Here is a 16551-nt window from a genome sequence, read left to right on the forward strand (position 1 = left end):
GGTGGTGGGCGCGGGCGTGCTCATGCGACGCTCCGCAGAGCCTCGGCGGGACGCAGTCGTGCGGCACGGGCACCACCGACGATCCCCGCGAGCAGTCCGCCCAGGACGGCGATGCCGATCGCGATCGCGACGACGGTCGGGCTGACCGGGGCGTGCAGGACGACGTCGACGGCTCCGGCCGCCTGGTCGACGGCGTTCCCGAACGGCCCGCCGGCCGCCTCGCCCGCCCCGGGTCCACCGCCCGCGGCGCCCGTTCCGGGGCCACCGCCGGTGCGCTCCTGCCCCCCGATCGCGAACCCGCCGGTCGTCCCGGAGAGCGTGATGCCGAGAGCGTTGACGACGGCGATCGCGACCAGCCCGAGGACCAGGCCGACGGCTCCGCCGAGCAGACCCTGCACCAGGGACTCGCCGGCGACCTGTCCGACCACCCGACGGCCGGGCCAGCCCAGCGCCTTGAGGGTCCCCAGCTCGCGCGTCCGGCGGGTGACGCCCGAGACGGTCAGCAGGATCGCGATGCCGACCGCCGCGACCAGCACGACGACCGAGAGCCAGAGGCCCAGGGTCGAGACGAGGTCGGAGGCGCTGGCCAGAGATCCCGTCACCGACGAGGCGAGGTCGGACTGGGTCGAGACCGTGACCTCGGGGAGTGCCGCGGAGATGTCCTCGGCGACGGCGTCGATGGCGGTCGCGGAGTCGGCCTGCACGTACACGTCGGTGAGCTGCCCGTCGAGGTCGGCGAGCGACTGTGCGAGTGCGAGCGTCACGTATGCGTCGGATCCGGTCGCGACCCCGTCGCCGGTCGTCGACCCCACGGTCCCGATCACCTCGAGGTCCTCGTCGCCCACCGTGACGGTGTCGCCGACGGCCAGGTCCGCCGAGGCGGCGTACGTCGCGTCCAGCACGGTGACGGTGGCGGGAGTCCCGTCGTCGCCCGCGGCGGAGTCGTCGGTGCCGAGCGCGCGCCCGTCGACGAGGGAGACGGTGGTCAGGGGCCCGACCGCGTCGGAGCCGGGGTCGACGCCGGTCACGGAGAACGTGTCGAGGGAGAAGGCCGAGCCCCCGGCGCCGTCAGGGCCGCCGGCGGCTCCCTGGCCCTGACCTGGGCCGCGTTCCCCGGCGTCCGCGCCCTCGGGGAGCGCGGCCGTGTCGGGGACCTCCCCGGAGAACGTCGTGCTGGAGAGGGTCAACGTCCCGGTCGTGGCGGCGACGTCGTCGATCTGCGCGACGGTGGTCAGCGCGTCGTCGTCGAAGGACGCCGTGCCGCGCTCGACGGCGACGTTGTTCTGGGCGAAGGCGCGCGAGCCGTCCTCGCCGACCTCGCCGTCCTCGGCACCGACCTCGAAACGGCCCGGCGCGCGGTCGCCCGGAGCGCCGGTCTGGGTGACGGTGATGTCGGTCCCGATCCCGTACACGGAGTCGAGGACGTCGTCCTGGGCGTCGCTCACGCCGGTGGACACGGAGTTGACGACCATGACGAGCGCGACAGCCACGGCCATCCCGATCGCGACGACGGCCGTCTGACGACGGCGGTGGCGCAGCTCGCGCCGGAGGTAGGTGAAGAACATGTGCAGAACGTAGGGAGAGGTCCTGGACCCATGCTGTCGCGATGCTGTGCGGACGCTGTGGATCTGACCGCGGTGTGGCGGGGCGCGGGCGGGGCCGGCGTCGCTACCGTGGGCGGATGACGACGACCGGGATGCCCGACCTGCTGGCCGCGATGGATCGCCTCTACTCGCCGGGCGGTTGCCCCTGGGACGCCGAGCAGACGCACGAGAGCCTCGTGCGGTACCTGCTCGAGGAGTCGTACGAGCTCGCCGAGGCGATCGAGACTGGGGACAGGCCGGGGATGCGGGAGGAGCTGGGCGACGTCCTGCTCCAGGTCGTCTTCCACGCGCGGATCGCCGCGGACGACGCGGACGACCCGTTCACGTTCGACGACGTGGCACGCGATCTCACGGACAAGCTCGTCCGGCGCCACCCGCACGTCTTCGGCGACGCGCCGGTCGAGGACCTCCACGCGCAGTGGGACGCGATCAAGCGCACGGAGAAGCAGCGGGCGAGCGTCCTCGACGGCATCCCTGCCGCGCAGGGTGCGCTGGCGCGCGCGCAGAAGGTGGTGGGGCGGGCCCGCCGGGCCGGGCTCCCCGTGGGCACGACGGCGGTCGACGAGCACGAGCGCACGTCGTCGGGCGGGCGGACGGATGCCGCCGCGTACGCCGACGAGCTGATGGAGCTCGTCCGACGGGCGGAGGCCGACGGGGTCGACCTCGAGGGCGCGCTGCGTGCCAGGATCCGCGAGACCGAGGCTCATGTGCGCGAGCGTGAGAGGACAGATGCGGGCCGTGCCGCGGGTCCCCTGTGAACCTCTCGTGACCAGGCGTGAACGCTCGGGGGTCACTGGCCGGACGATGCCGCACCCACCAGGCATCGGGACTACGCTGGAGTGGTTAGCCCATCACCCTGTCTTGAAGGAGCACCTGTGGCCATCATCGAAGCCCTCGGAGCACGTGAAATCCTCGACTCGCGCGGAAACCCCACGGTCGAGGTCGAGATCGTCCTGGACGACGGCACGTTCGCCCGTGCAGGCGTGCCCTCCGGTGCGTCGACCGGTGCGTTCGAGGCTGTCGAGCGCCGTGACGGCGACAAGAGCCGCTACCTCGGCAAGGGCGTCGTCGGTGCCGTCACCTCGGTGATCGAGGACATCGCCCCGGAGCTCATCGGCTACGACGCCGCGGACCAGCGCGAGATCGACGCGAAGCTCATCGAGCTCGACGGGACCGCGAACAAGGGCAACTTCGGCGCGAACGCCATCCTCGGCGTCTCGCTCGCCGTTGCGAAGGCCTCCGCCATCTCGGCCGGCCTCGAGCTCTACCGCTACGTCGGCGGTGCCGGCGCGCACGTCCTGCCCGTGCCGATGATGAACATCCTCAACGGTGGCTCCCACGCCGACTCGAACGTCGACATCCAGGAGTTCATGATCGCCCCGATCGGCGCGAAGACCTTCAAGGAGGCCCTGCGCACGGGCGCCGAGGTCTACCACGCGCTGAAGTCGGTGCTGAAGGAGAAGGGCCTGGCCACGGGCCTCGGGGACGAGGGCGGCTTCGCCCCGAACCTCGAGTCGAACCGCGCCGCGCTCGACCTGATCCTCGTTGCGATCGAGAAGGCCGGCTACACGCCGGGCGTCGACGTGGCGCTCGCCCTCGACGTCGCCGCGACCGAGTTCTTCAAGGACGGCGTCTACGAGTGGGAGGGTGGCACCAAGACCTCGGACGAGATGGTCGCCTACTACGCCCAGCTCGTCGAGGACTACCCGCTCGTCTCCATCGAGGACCCGCTGTCCGAGGACGAGTGGGCCGCCTGGAGCAAGCTCGTCGCCGAGATCGGTGACAAGGTGCAGATCGTCGGCGACGACCTGTTCGTCACCAACCCCGAGCGCCTCGCCCGCGGGATCGACGAGAAGTCCGCCAACTCGCTGCTGGTCAAGCTCAACCAGATCGGCACGCTCACCGAGACGCTCGACGCCGTCGACCTGGCGCACCGTGCCGGGTTCACCACGATGACGTCGCACCGTTCCGGCGAGACCGAGGACACGACGATCGCCGACCTCGCCGTCGCGACGAACTCCGGTCAGATCAAGACCGGTGCGCCCGCCCGTGGCGAGCGCATCAACAAGTACAACCAGCTGCTGCGCATCGAGGAGGACCTCGGCGACTCGGCCGTGTACGCGGGTGCGTCGGCGTTCCCGCGCGCGAAGAAGGCCTGATCGTCGCGGGGTAGACCCGCACCGACGACCGAGGGTCCGGCACCGTCCTGGTGCCGGACCCTCGGTCGTCCGTCGTCCTGAGACGTTCCTCACCCCTGGCGACACGCGTCGGGCGGCGGCTCGCCGTGGACGCCTGTCGTGCTCGGCCGTCCGCCGGGGGCACAATCGACCTGTGCCAACGAACCGTCGACCCTCGTCACCGGGCAGGACCCCCCGGTCGAACGGGCGTGCGTCGGGCGCGGCGCGACGTCCCGCGACGCCGCGGACCGCAAAGCCCGCCGCGAAGAAGCCGGCTGCCAGGTCGACGGAGTCGAAGCCGGCCTCGGCCAAGCCCGCCTCGACGAAGCCCGCGGCCAAGAAGTCGGGCGGACGGTCCTCGACGGCTCGTACGACGGCGGCCATGCGCAGCGCTCCCGCCCGGACGGGCAGCGCGCCGGCGACCGGCGGACGCACGATCCTGCCCGAGGCGTTCACCCTGCGCGGGATCGTGCTCGCGGGCGTCGTCCTCGTGGCCCTCGTGGTCCTGATCCCGACCGGGCGCGCGTACGTCGAGCAGACGACGGAGCTGCGCGAGCTGCGCAACGAGCTCTCTGCGGCGACGCAGACGCGTGACGACCTGCAGGTCGAGCTGGACCGGTGGAGCGACGACGCGTACGTCGTCGCGCAGGCCCGGGAGCGGCTGAGCTTCGTGCTGCCGGGCGAACGTTCCTACCGGGTGCTCGACCCGGACACGGTGGCCGACACCCGCAACCCCGCGACGGGGCAGGCGGTGGGTACGGGCGCCGTCGAGTCGGGATTCTCCGAGGACGTGGCCTGGTACGAGTCCCTCGCGGGCTCGGTGACGATCGCGGGTGAGGCAGGTGCTCGCGCGAGCGAGGACAATGGGTGACGACCTGCTCGCCCGACGGATGGACCTCACGTGAACGACCCCCGGCCCGACACCCCCGACACCCCTGACGCTGCCGACGAGACCGTCACCGACGGCGACCTCGCCGTCCTCGCCACGCAGCTGGGACGGACCCCGCGCGGCGTCGTGGGGATCGCCGCACGGTGCCCGGCCGGTCACCCGCTCGTGGTGCGGACCCTGCCGCGTCTCGACGACGGGACGCCGTTCCCGACCGTGTTCTACCTCACCGGGCCGAGCGTCGTCGCCGCCTCCTCGACGCTCGAGGCCAACGGCGTGATGCGCGAGATGACGGAACGGCTGACCGTCGACGAGGAGCTCGCCGCCGCGTACCGCCGCGCTCACGAGCACTATCTGGCGGAGCGCGAGGCACTGGGCCACGTCGTCGAGATCGACGGCATCTCGGCCGGCGGGATGCCGACGCGGGTCAAGTGCCTGCACGTCCTGGTCGCGCACGCGCTGGCCGCGGGGCCGGGGGTCCAGCCGCTGGGGGACGAGGCGATCGTCCGGATGGCCGCCGACGGACTGTGGGACCGCACACGCTGCACCTGCTGATCTCGACTCGCACCGTGTCGGCGGTGACTGGCACGCTGTGCCCATGACTTCACGCGTGGCCGCGATCGACTGCGGCACCAACTCCATCCGCCTGCTCGTCGCCGACGTCGACGGTGGGGTGCTGACCGAGATCGACCGCCGGATGGAGGTCGTCAGGCTCGGCCAGGGTGTCGACCGTACGGGCCGTCTGGCCGACGAGGCGCTCGCGCGGACGTTCGACGCCGCGCGCCGGTACGCGGCGATCATCGGTGAGCTCGGCGCGACCCGCGTCCGGTTCGTCGCGACGTCGGCCACGCGCGACGCGGAGAACAGGCAGGAGTTCGTCGACGGGATCCGCGAGATCCTGGGTGTCGAGCCCGAGGTGGTCTCCGGCGACGCGGAGGCGGCGCTGTCGTTCCGCGGAGCCACCGTCGTCGCGGCGGCGCACGCGGCCCCGTACCTCGTCGTCGACCTCGGCGGCGGGTCGACGGAGCTGGTTCTCGGGGAGAACCAGCCCCGAGCCGCGCGGTCGATGGACGTCGGCTGCGTGCGGATGACCGAGCGGCACCTCGTGACGGATCCGCCGACGGTCGCCGAGATCGACGCGGCCCGGGCCGACGTGCGTGCGGCCCTCGACGTCGCCGCGGAGACGGTCGACCTGGGCGCGACCCGCACCCTCGTGGGGCTCGCGGGGTCGGTCACCACCGTCACGGCGCACGCTCTCGGGCTCGAGCGCTACGATCGCGAGCGGATCAACGGTGCCGAGCTGGGGGTCGACGAGGTGCTCGCCACGTGCGAGGACCTGCTCGCGCGGACACGGGCGGAGCGGGAGGCCCTCGGCTTCATGCACCCGGGCCGGGTCGACGTGATCGGCGCGGGGGCCCTGGTGTGGTCCGAGATCGTCCGGCGTGTCCGCGACGACGTCGCCGCGGCCGGAGGTCGCCTCACGTCCGTCGTGACGAGCGAGCACGACATCCTGGACGGCATCGCGCTGTCGCTCGGCTAGCCGGGAGCGTCGGCCCACGGGTCGTTGGCGGCGAGCTCCTCGGCGATCTCCGGCCACCAGGTGCCCGCCGGCGGGCCGCCGCCGCACGGACCGTCCGACTCGCCCGGCACCTTGACCCACAGCAGTGCGTCGAGTCGCGTCCCGTCGTCGACGAGGCGAGGCGGGTCGCCGAGCGCGCGCCCGCGGGCGTTGCACCACTGCCCGTTCGGTCCGTTCCCGTTGCGCGACGTGTCGACGACGTAGTGGAGCCCGTCCGTCAGGCGTGACACCTCGTCGGCCCACGCGACGCTCTCCTCGGTCGTGCGGTAGTTCGAGACGTTCACCGCGAACCCGCGGGCGCCGGTCGGGCCCAGGGACAGCAGTCGTGAGGCCGCCTCCTCGGGGCCGAGCCACGCGGAGTTCCCCACGTCGACGTAGACGCGTGCGCCCGCGTCGCTCAGCGTCCGCGCGGCGCCTGCGAGCAGGCGGCTGCGGGTCGCGGGGTCGCCGCAGTCGTCGAGCTGCGCGAGGGCGTCGGGCTCGAGGACGAGGAGGGGCGTGCCGACGACGGCGTCCGCCAGGCCCTCCACCCACGGCCCGTAGCTCTCGACGGTCAGGCCCCCGGCGGAGTGGAGGCCGCAGTCCCGTGCGGGGACGGCGTAGACGACGAGCTGGGCGACCTGACCGTTCTCGGCCGCCCGGCTCGTCGTCTCGCGCACGGTCCGGGCCGCGGACGCCTCGCCCGTGAGCCAGACGGCGTGAGGCGTCCCGGTCAGCCGCGAGTCGTCCTCGGCGGACGTCGTCCGGGCGAGCGCGGGATCGCCGAGGCGCGGGACCGGGTCGGCGGTCTCGGACGGCTCCGTGGTCGGCGCGTGGCCCGAGGGGCCGGAGCATCCCGCGGCAAGGACGAGTGCCGCGCACGCCGCGACCAGAGCTCGGCGCACTGGGCTCCTTCGGTCGGTCGAGGTGGTCTTCCACGGGTGGTTCGTTCCGCCTGCCGGGTGAATCTGGCGCGATCGACGCGGCGTGCTCGTCCGTGTCCGGCATGCGGGATGCGCGTGAGCCTGTTCACACGACGCCCTGCGCGGTACCGAGTTCGCGTGCAGCCAACTATTCTGACGGCATGTCTTCGAATGTATCGACCACGGCCGGGACCGTTTCGAGCCCGCGCAAGACGCCGCGCATCGTGGTGCTCGGCGGCGGTTCCGTCGGGCTCTACTCGGCGCGCCGGATCCGCAAGCGGCTCGGCAAGAAGGACGCCGCGATCGTCGTCGTCGACCCGCGTCCGTACATGACGTACGCCCCGTTCCTTCCCGAGGTTGCCGCCGGCTCGATCGACGGTCGCAACGTCGTCGCCCCGCTGCGCTCCGCCCTCAAGGGCGTCGACGTGCTGCAGGGCAAGGTCACCGCGATCAAGCACGGCGAGCACAAGGTCGAGATCACGCCCGAGATCGGCGACGCGTACGAGATCAGCTACGACGAGCTCGTCGTGAGCCTCGGCTCGGTCTCGCGCACGCTGCCCATCCCGGGACTCGCGGAGCAGGCGATCGGCTTCAAGAACGTCGAGGAGGCCGTGTCCGTCCGCAACCACGTGGTGCACCAGCTCGACCTCGCGTCCAGCTGCTGGGACGCGGACGAGCGGCGCCGGATGCTCACGTTCACCTTCATCGGTGGCGGCTTCGCCGGCATCGAGGCGCTCGCCGAGGTCGAGGACATGGCCCGCGCCGCGCTGAGCCAGTACGAGTCTATCGACCAGGCCGACCTGCGCTTCGTCATGATCGAGGGCGCCGGGCGGATCCTGCCCGAGCTCAGCGAGCCGATGGCGGAGTACGCCCTCGAGCAGCTGAAGGAGCGGGGCATCGAGTTCCACCTCTCGACCTTCCTCAGCTCCTGCGTCGACGGCCACGTGGTGACGTCCACGGGTGTCGAGTTCGACTCCAACACCATCGTCTGGACGGCCGGTGTCAAGGCCAACCCGGTGATCGGGGAGTCTGACCTGCCGACGGACAAGATGGGCCGCCTGACCGTCAACGCCAACCTGCAGGTCGTCGACGAGGACGGCGTCGTCGTCCCCGCCGCCTGGGGCGCCGGCGACTGCGCCGCGGTTCCCGACCTGCTGAACCCGGGCGCGTTCTGCCCGCCCAACGCGCAGCACGCGATCCGTCAGGCCACCCAGCTCGGTGACAACCTGGTCGCGTCGGTCGAGGACCGCCCGCTGGTCCAGTACAAGCACAAGAGCGTCGGCGTCGTCGCGTCGCTCGGCCTGTACAAGGGCGTCGCCGAGCTCTTCGGCGTCTTCAAGTTCAAGGGCTTCCCGGCCTGGGCCGTGCACCGCACGTACCACGGCTACGCGATGCCGACCTGGAACCGCAAGATCCGCATCTTCATGGGCTGGTTCGACCAGTTCGTCATGCGCCGCAAGACCGTCTCGCTCGGGTCGATCCACGACCCCCGTGCGGCGTTCCGCAACGCGTCGCTCCCGCCGAAGCCGAAGGACGACGCGGCTCCGAAGTCCGACAAGGACGCGGTCGGCGCGGGCAAGTAGTCCTCGGTGGGCGTGACGCCCACGCACGCACGCACGACGGCGGGGGCGGACCTGGACGGGTCCGTCCCCGCCGTCGTGCGTTAGTCTCACGACGAGCATGGCCCCCGTAGCCCAACTGGCAGAGGCAGCCGACTTAAAATCGGCCCAGTCCGGGTTCGAACCCCGGTGGGGGCACCACCAGGCCCTGCCGGAGAGCGCGGCCGCGCTCGACGCCGCCGGCGTCCGCGCGGAGGCAACGGTCCGGGAGGACGAGGGGACCACGCTCGTCCTGCGGCGCGACGGGCCGAGGGCGCTGATGCTCCTCGAACGACTGGCCGCGGGCGACGCGTAGGCGGCGTCCCACGATGCGACCGGTGCGTCCGCCACGGGCGCCCCTTGCTACGGTCGAGACACACCACGCGGGGAATCTCTGTCCGACACCGTCGGCCGGGACTGAGATGGGCGGGAGAACCGTCCGGACCCGTTGAACCTGATCTCGCCAGAACGAGCGGAGGAACGTGGCATGACTGCCGTGACCCTTGAGAACGACCAGACGACGCCGGTAGCGGCGTCGGAGTCCGGATTCACCGCAGAGCTGGGGCGCCGGTACGCGCACCTGTTCGAGGACTTCTACCAGCATCCCTTCCTGTCGGGCCTGCGTGACGGCACGCTCGCCCCCGAGAAGGTGCAGCACTACGTGGGCCAGGACCACCAGTACCTGAGCGCGTACGTCCGCTGCTACGGCCTGGGACTGACCCTCGCCCCCGACCGCGAGTGGATGCGCTACTTCCACGAGCGCACCGGATTCCTGCTGGACGACGAGTCCGAGGCACACCTCGCGCTCTGCGCGCGTCTCGGGGTGACCTACGAGGACGCGCAGGTGGAGCGTCTCGCGCCGAGCGCCAAGGCCTACGTCGACCACATGATGGAGGCGGGCCGCGACACGCTCGGCACGCTCCTCGCCGCGCTGCTGCCCTGCCCGTGGACGTACATCTGGGCCGCGGACCGCTATGCGCACGCGGAGCCGATCCAGGACGACCACCCGTTCGCCGGGTGGTGGCGGTTCTACGCCGACGACTCGTGCCTGCAGATGCTCGAGGAGATGCGGGCCAAGCTCGACGCGGTGGCGGCTCAGGCCGGGCCCGAGGAGCGCGCACGCATGGAGCTCGCCTTCGAGCTGAGCGTGCGCCACGAGATCCGGTTCTGGCAGATGGCCTGGTCCCTCGAGACCTGGTGACCCGGTGCCTCGGCGGGGACCCGCGAACGGTCCCCGCCGAGGCAGACTAGGGGGATGAGCCCCGTCGAGACGCTGCGCAGGACCTCCGGACGCGCCCTCTTCGCCCGGGTCGGCGGCCCGGACGGCCACGAGGAGCGCGAGCGCATCCACGCCACGGCCGGACCGCGGCAGTTCGCGCAGGACTCGGAGATCGCGCGCGTCCACGGCGACGCCTCGATGTTCGTCGGCGGTGTCCGCGCCCTGCTCCTGCAGTCGCTGCACCCGCTGGCGATGGCCGCGGTCGCCGCGCACTCCGGATACCGTGGCGACCCGTGGGGGCGCCTGGCCCGGACGAGCACGTTCCTGGCGGCGACGACGTTCGGCACGGTCGAGTACGCCCGCCAGAGCATCGACGTCGTCCGCACGGTCCACGCGCGGGTACGCGGCACGGCGCCGGACGGACGCGCCTACGCCGCCGACGACCCGTGGCTCCTGCGCTGGGTGCACCTGGCCGAGGTCGACAGCTTTCTCACGGCGCACCAACGTTTCGGGCTCCGCCCGTTGGACGCCGCCGGGTGCGACGCGTACCTCGCCCAGGCCGCGGACGTCGCACTCCGCCTGGGGGCCGTCGACCCGCCCCGGTCCCGCGCGGAGGTCCGTATCGCCTGGCAGGAGTTTGGTCCAGAGCTGGGTGCGACCCAGGAGTCCGACGACGTCGCCCGGTTCCTGCTCGCAGAGCCCCCGCTGCCTCGCGCGGCGCGCGGGCCCTACGCGCTCCTGGGTGCTGCCGCGTACGGTTCGTTGCCCCGATGGGCCCAGCGGGAGATCACGGCGCCCTGGCCCGTACGGGGCGACCCCACCGTGGTGCGGGTGGGCGGGCACGTCGCGACCCGGGCGATCCGGTGGGCGCTCGCGGGGGACCCGCCGCCGGCTCGACCCGTCGACTGACCTCAGCCCGTGGCGGCGATCTGCTCCTTGGCTGCCAGGACCCGAGCAGCCGACTCGTCCACGCGCTCGGCGAAGTCCGGGTCTTCGGCGGCGCGCTCGGCGATCGCGGACACCATGATCGACGCGTCCTCGGGGACGGCGGAGGCGAGGACCACGTCGCACCCGGCCTCGATCGCCCGGATCGCGCGTTCCGCGGGCTCGACGGACTGGACCTGCGCGGCTGCGGAGAGGTCGTCGGTGATCACCATGCCGTCGTAGCCGAGGTCGGCCCGGAGCAGGTCCGTGACGACGGCGGAGGAGAACGCGGCCGGGTTGTCCGGGTCGAGCCGTTCGTAGACCGCTGTCGCGACCATCACGGACGCCGGGTCCTCCTCGATCAGCGCCCGGAACGCAGCGACCGACGCGGAGTCGGCGTCGGTCTCGGTGTCGGTGACACCCGCCGTCGTGTCGGTGTTCTGGGTGACGAGGCCGAGGCCCGGGAAGTGCTTGAGGCTCACGCCGACGCCGGCGGCCTCCATGCCCGTGGCGAACGCACCGGCACCCCGGGCGGCGTCCTCGGCCGTCGCGCCGTACTGGCGGTCGAACGCGCCGATCGGCGCGTTCGAGGCGGCGGTCGCCTCCGGCACGACGTCGACCACGGGGGCGAGGTTGAAGTTCACGCCCGCCGCGGCCAGCTCCTGGCCCCAGGTGGTGGCGCGGTCGACGAGCGTTTCGGTGCCCCACGTCGCCTGGTCGACGGCCGAGGGGATGTCGGAGAACCCGTCGCCCCGCAGCACCTGCACGGATCCGCCCTCCTGGTCGCTCGCGACCAGGAGTGGTACGCCGGCGGTCGTCTCGTCGTCGACGAGTGCGGTGAACCGGTCGACGACGTCGGCCGTCGCCTCCACGCCCTCCGTCGAGCGTCCGGCGAGGAAGATGTTGCCCACGTGGTCGTCCCGGACCGCGGCGAGACTGGCCTCGGCCGGGTCGTCGGCCTCCAGCCCGACCATGACGAGCTGGCCTGCACGTTGTTCCGCCGTCATCCCCTCGAGGGGGTCCTCCGTCGTCTGCTCCGGCGTCCCGGCGGGATCGGGCGTCGCGGACGTCGCGGTACCGGGCGGCGTCGAGGGATCCGTCGACGACGGCTCCTGCTCGGACGCGCCGCCCGAGCAGGCGGTCAGCGCGAGCACGGCGGTCGACACGGCCGCCGCACGGATCCAGGCTCGGACACTCACGTGCTCGACGTTACTCGCTGCGCGGGAGGTCTTCCGCCGAGGCCACGGTCGCATTGGCCTGCGCGGCCCGGAGCATCGAGATCGCGAACGGGATCGACCTCTCGAGGTCCTCGGTGCTGAGCTGGTGCAGCGTCTCCGGCCCGGGGGCGGTGTCGTCGGCGACGATCCGGCGGACGGCAGTGACTCCCTGGTCGGTCACGGCGATCCGTCGGACCCGACCGTCCTTCTCGTCGGTGCGGCGTCGGACGAGGCCCCCCGCCTCCAGGCGGTCGAGGATTCCGGAGACGGTCGCGGGGGATACCCCGAGCGCCTTGGCGAGCTGATGTGCACTGAGGCCCTCGTCGAGCATGAGGACGGCGATCGCTCGTAGCTGCTGCACGGTGAGCCGCGTGCTGACGAGCGAGGTGAGACGCTGCGTCACGAGGGTGTCGCGCACGGCTTCTTGGACATCGAGGTACTCCCGCACGAGCGATTCACGGCGTTCGGCATCGTCGACGGACGGTGCGGCCGGGTCTGGAGTAATCACGCTATAACCATAGTCGAGTCCGCTATGCCCTGTCTGTCACATCTGTTGGCGGTGTGGAAAACAGATGTCGGCGATTTTGGTGCGACAGAAGTTTCAGACTAGTGTGAAAGTTGTGAAAGAAGCAGAGATCGCTCCCGGCGTCAGTCGCTTCGTCGAGGACACCGGTCTGCTTCTCGAGGAGGCAGGATTCACGCGCACGGGTGGACGCCTCGTCGGCTGGTTGCTCGCGTGCGACCCGCCGGAGCAGAGCGCCCAGGACCTGAGCGAGGCGCTCGAGGCCAGCGCAGGAGGCATCAGCACCACGCTGCGCGCCCTGCAGCGCGGGGGCTTCGTCGAGCGCACCGCGCGATCGGGGGACCGGCGCGCCTACTACCGGGTGTCGCCGACCGCGTGGGAGGCGATGGAAGGTGACCAGCTCCGCTTCGTGACGTCCTTCCGCGCGCTGCTGGACGACTGCCTCACTGCCGACGACGCACCCGTCGACCTCGCGCGGCTCCACCGCGCCCGGCAGTTCTTCGCCTTCCTCGAACGCGAGATCCCACAACTCTGGGAGCGCTTCATCCAGGAAGAGGGTGCCTCGAGCCCCTGATCCCGTCCCCGGTCGGAGCGCGCCCGTCCGGGCCGCATCACCCTGCACGGACCTGCTCTGACCTGCACCGACCTGCACCGACCTGACCCCGCCTGACGATCGCCGGAGGCATCGTGGACCGCCTAGCTAGATTCTCCCTCGCGAACAGAGCCCTGATCGCCCTGTTCACCATCGCCGTCGCGCTCTTCGGCTACCTGAGCCTGACGTCGCTCAAGCAAGAGCTCATCCCGTCGATCTCCTTCCCCGCGGCCGCGGTCGTGGGCGTCTACCCCGGAGCCTCGCCGGAGGTCGTCGAGGACCAGGTCACCGAGGTCGTCGAGGAGGCCGCCAAGGCCGTCGACGGGGTCGAGTCGATCTCCTCGACCGCCTCGACAGGGATGTCGGTGACGACCGTCGAGTTCGCCTACGGCACCAACATGGACCTCGCGGCGCAGCAGATGCAGACCGCGGTCACGCGCGTCCAGACGCAGCTGCCCGAGGACGTCGACCCGCAGGTCGTCACCGGCTCGATCGACGATCTCCCCGTCATCCAGCTCTCGGCAGCCGGCGGTGAGAGCCAGGAAGACCTGGCCAACACGATCGACACGGTGCTCGTCCCCGCCCTGGAGAAGATCGACGACGTGCGCTCGGTCGCCATCAGCGGCGTCGCCGACACCGAGATCACGATCGACCTCGACCTCGCAGCGACCGCAGCAGCCGGACTCAGCGCCGCCGACGTCCAGTCGGTGCTCGACGACAACGGCGTACGCCTCCCGGCAGGGACCATCACGGAGGGCGAGACCACCCTCTCCGTGCAGGTCGGGTCGCCGATCAGCTCCGTCGACGAGATCGAGGCCCTCCCGATCGCGACACCGGACGGCCAGACCGTCCCCCTCTCCGAGATCGCGACCGTCACCGCCGGGCCCGCGCCCGCGACGTCGTACTCCCGGCTCGACGGCGAGGACTCCCTGGCGCTCGCGATCACCAAGACCCCGGCGGGCAACACCGTCGACGTCTCGCACGCCGTGCAGGAGGTGCTCGACGAGCAGACCGACGCCCTGGAGGCTGCCGGTGTCCGCGTCGAGGTCGTGTTCGACCAGGCGCCCTTCATCGAGGAGTCGATCGAGGGTCTGGCGACCGAGGGCGGGCTCGGCCTGATCTTCGCCGTCCTGATCATCCTCGTGTTCCTCATGTCCGTAAGGTCCACGTTGGTCTCGGCGGTCTCGATCCCGCTCTCGCTCTTCGTGACGTTCCTCGTCATGGACCTGTCCGGCTACACCCTGAACATCCTGACGCTCGGCGCGATGACCATCGCCATCGGGCGCGTCGTCGACGACTCGATCGTGGTCATCGAGAACATCAAGCGGCACCTCTCCTACGGTGAGGACAAGAAGCAGGCGATCCTCGGCGGGGTGCGCGAGGTGGGTGGCGCGATCACGTCCTCGACGATCGCGACCGTCGCCGTCTTCCTCCCGATCGCGTTCGTCGGCGGGTCTGTCGGGGAGCTCTTCCAGCCCTTCGCGATGACGATCACCATCGCCCTGCTGGCCTCCCTCTTCGTCGCCCTGACGATCGTGCCGGTGCTCGCGTACTGGTTCATCCGCTCGCCGCACGTCGCCGAGGATCCCGAGGAGGCCGACGCTCAGCGGGCGGCCGCCGAGGAGAAGGAACGCCGGGGCCTCTGGCAGCGTGCGTACATGCCGACGCTGATGGCCGCCCTGCGGCATCCGGTGATCAGCGTCTCGATCGCCGTCGCCGTGCTCGCCGGAACCCTGGCGCTCGTCCCGCGCCTGGAGACCAACTTCATCGGCGACTCCGGCCAGGACACCATCACCGTCACCCAGGAGTTCGAGAACGGGACCTCCTTGGCGGCGCAGGACTCCGGCGCCCGCGAGATCGAGGAGACCCTCATGGGCCTCGACGACGTCGCCACGGTCCAGACCACCGTGGGCCAGGCCGGTGGTCCCGAGGCCGCGCTCTTCGGCGGGGGTGGTGCGCCGAGCGCGACGTTCGCGCTCACCCTCGACGAGGACGCCGACGGCGTCGCCGCGACCGAGGAGATCGAGGACGCCGTCGAGGACCTCGGCGGGGACCGCACCACGGACGTCAGCGTCTCCGCGGGAGACTCCGGGTTCGGCAGCTCGACGGTCGACCTGCTCGTCAGCGCGCCCGACGGCGAGACGCTCGAGGCCGCGGCCCTGCAGGTGGAGGAGGCCGCCCAGGGAGCGGCCGACGCCGAGGAGGTCACCAACAACCTCGCCGCCGCGCAGAGCGTGCTCGAGGTGGACGTCGACCGTGACGCCGCCGCTGCCGCAGGACTGACCGAGACACAGGTCGCCGGGATCGTCTCCAGCACGATGTCTCCTCGGCCGATCGGGGACGTCGACCTCGGTGACGGACCCGTTTCCGTGACCGTCAGCGCCGGCGAGGTGCCCGCGTCGGTCGAGGCCCTCGAGCAGACCGTGCTCCCGTCCGCCGCCGGGCCGGTGCCGCTCTCCGAGGTCGCCACGATCTCGGAGGTCGAGGCGCCGACGTCGGTGACCCGTGTCGACGGGGTGCGTTCCGCGACGGTCTCGGTGATCCCTGCCGGTCAGGACCTCAGCGGGCTGACCACCGAGCTGACCACGGCCATGGACGAGCTGGACCTGCCGCCGGGTGCGGACGTCGAGATCGGGGGCGTCGCGGCCGACCAGGCCGACGCGTTCGGCGACCTCGGTCTGGCGCTGCTCGCCGCGATCGCGATCGTCTACCTCGTCATGGTGGCGACGTTCCGCAGCCTGCTGCAGCCGTTCATCCTGCTCGTCTCGATCCCGTTCGCCGCGACGGGGGCCCTGCTCCTGCTGCTCGCCACGTCCACGCCTCTGGGTGTGCCGTCCCTGATCGGCATGCTGATGCTCGTCGGCATCGTCGTCTCGAACGCGATCGTCCTGATCGACCTGATCAACCAGTACCGCGAACGCGGGCGCTCGTTGGAGGACGCGGTCGTCGAGGGCTCGCGCAAGCGACTTCGCCCGATCGTGATGACGGCGCTCGCGACGATCTTCGCCCTGACGCCGATGGCCTTCGGCATCACCGGCGGTGGGTCGTTCATCTCGCAGCCGTTGGCGCTCGTGGTGATCGGCGGGCTCGTCACCTCGACCGCCCTGACGCTGATCGTCGTCCCGGTGCTCTACACCCTGGCGGAGCAGCGCAAGGAGAAGCGTGCCGCCAAGCGCGAGGCCAAGCGTGCGAACGGCCGTGAGGTCGGGCACGAGGCGAAGCACGCGGCCGAGGAGCCGGCCGCTGACTGATCGCCGCAGCACCGGCTCGACCTGCGACTCCGCCCCGTCATCCTCATGATGGGGCGGAGTCGCCGTCTGTCGTCACCGA

14 protein-coding genes, 1 tRNA gene and 1 riboswitch are annotated in these 16551 nt (G+C 71.6%); of the genes, 11 read left to right on the forward strand and 4 right to left on the reverse strand.

Going from position 1 to position 16551, the window contains the following annotated elements:
* Nucleotides 1-20 precede the first annotated feature (20 nt).
* On the reverse strand, nt 21-1565 hold the full coding sequence (locus BLU20_RS05355) for an ABC transporter permease (protein ID WP_083371866.1): 1545 nt from the start codon (nt 1563-1565) through the stop codon (nt 21-23).
* Nucleotides 1566-1681: 116 nt separating this feature from the next.
* Between BLU20_RS05355 and BLU20_RS05360 the strand changes: the two genes are divergently transcribed.
* The 5 genes from BLU20_RS05360 (at nt 1682) to BLU20_RS05380 (ending at nt 6207) form a co-directional block, all read left to right on the forward strand.
* Entirely contained in the window at nt 1682-2362 is a 681-nt protein-coding gene (locus BLU20_RS05360) for a MazG family protein (protein WP_083371867.1), read from the forward strand.
* Between the two features lie 117 nt (nt 2363-2479).
* Entirely contained in the window at nt 2480-3763 is a 1284-nt protein-coding gene (gene eno / locus BLU20_RS05365) for a phosphopyruvate hydratase (protein WP_029253033.1), read from the forward strand.
* A 172-nt stretch (nt 3764-3935) separates the two neighbouring features.
* Nucleotides 3936-4652, forward strand: coding sequence for an FtsB family cell division protein (locus BLU20_RS05370; RefSeq protein ID WP_157270331.1), 717 nt, complete (start codon nt 3936-3938; stop codon nt 4650-4652).
* Nucleotides 4653-4682: 30 nt separating this feature from the next.
* Nucleotides 4683-5222 (forward strand): DUF501 domain-containing protein, encoded by a 540-nt coding sequence (locus BLU20_RS05375; RefSeq protein ID WP_083371869.1) that lies wholly within the window; start codon nt 4683-4685, stop codon nt 5220-5222.
* Nucleotides 5223-5265: 43 nt separating this feature from the next.
* Entirely contained in the window at nt 5266-6207 is a 942-nt protein-coding gene (locus tag BLU20_RS05380) for a Ppx/GppA phosphatase family protein (protein WP_083371870.1), read from the forward strand.
* On the opposite strand, the gene BLU20_RS05385 is transcribed toward BLU20_RS05380, so the two are convergent.
* Nucleotides 6204-7130, reverse strand: a complete 927-nt coding sequence (locus tag BLU20_RS05385) for a glycoside hydrolase family 6 protein (protein ID WP_172829024.1) — start codon at nt 7128-7130, stop codon at nt 6204-6206. The two genes, BLU20_RS05380 and BLU20_RS05385, sit on opposite strands and share 4 nt — an antisense overlap.
* A gap of 179 nt (nt 7131-7309) precedes the next feature.
* Between BLU20_RS05385 and BLU20_RS05390 the strand changes: the two genes are divergently transcribed.
* From BLU20_RS05390 to BLU20_RS05405, 4 genes are all read left to right on the forward strand, one after another.
* Nucleotides 7310-8731 carry an NAD(P)/FAD-dependent oxidoreductase gene (locus tag BLU20_RS05390; RefSeq protein ID WP_052367000.1) on the forward strand — a complete coding sequence of 474 codons (1422 nt, stop codon included), beginning with the start codon at nt 7310-7312 and terminating at the stop codon, nt 8729-8731.
* Nucleotides 8732-8831: 100 nt separating this feature from the next.
* A tRNA-Leu gene (locus BLU20_RS05395) sits at nt 8832-8908 on the forward strand.
* A 212-nt stretch (nt 8909-9120) separates the two neighbouring features.
* Nucleotides 9121-9244, forward strand: a riboswitch (TPP riboswitch).
* Nucleotides 9234-9947 (forward strand): thiaminase II, encoded by a 714-nt coding sequence (tenA, locus tag BLU20_RS05400; protein ID WP_052367001.1) that lies wholly within the window; start codon nt 9234-9236, stop codon nt 9945-9947. (Overlaps the previous riboswitch by 11 nt.)
* A 54-nt stretch (nt 9948-10001) precedes the next feature.
* The gene (locus BLU20_RS05405) at nt 10002-10874 is read left to right on the forward strand and encodes an oxygenase MpaB family protein (RefSeq protein ID WP_083371872.1); all 873 of its coding nucleotides are present in this window, start codon (nt 10002-10004) and stop codon (nt 10872-10874) included.
* Nucleotides 10875-10876: 2 nt separating this feature from the next.
* On the opposite strand, the gene BLU20_RS05410 is transcribed toward BLU20_RS05405, so the two are convergent.
* Nucleotides 10877-12088: a glycoside hydrolase family 3 N-terminal domain-containing protein gene (locus tag BLU20_RS05410; RefSeq protein WP_231959312.1), complete on the reverse strand. Its 1212-nt coding sequence runs from the start codon at nt 12086-12088 to the stop codon at nt 10877-10879.
* 10 nt (nt 12089-12098) lie between these two features.
* The gene (locus tag BLU20_RS05415) at nt 12099-12614 is read right to left on the reverse strand and encodes a MarR family winged helix-turn-helix transcriptional regulator (protein ID WP_155990680.1); all 516 of its coding nucleotides are present in this window, start codon (nt 12612-12614) and stop codon (nt 12099-12101) included.
* A gap of 112 nt (nt 12615-12726) precedes the next feature.
* Between BLU20_RS05415 and BLU20_RS05420 the strand changes: the two genes are divergently transcribed.
* Nucleotides 12727-13203, forward strand: coding sequence for a GbsR/MarR family transcriptional regulator (locus BLU20_RS05420; RefSeq protein ID WP_052367003.1), 477 nt, complete (start codon nt 12727-12729; stop codon nt 13201-13203).
* A gap of 113 nt (nt 13204-13316) precedes the next feature.
* Nucleotides 13317-16472 carry an efflux RND transporter permease subunit gene (locus BLU20_RS05425; RefSeq protein ID WP_083371875.1) on the forward strand — a complete coding sequence of 1052 codons (3156 nt, stop codon included), beginning with the start codon at nt 13317-13319 and terminating at the stop codon, nt 16470-16472.
* Nucleotides 16473-16551: the final 79 nt, after the last annotated feature.

This window comes from Paraoerskovia marina, from assembly GCF_900105445.1.
Classification (GTDB): domain Bacteria; phylum Actinomycetota; class Actinomycetes; order Actinomycetales; family Cellulomonadaceae; genus Paraoerskovia; species Paraoerskovia marina.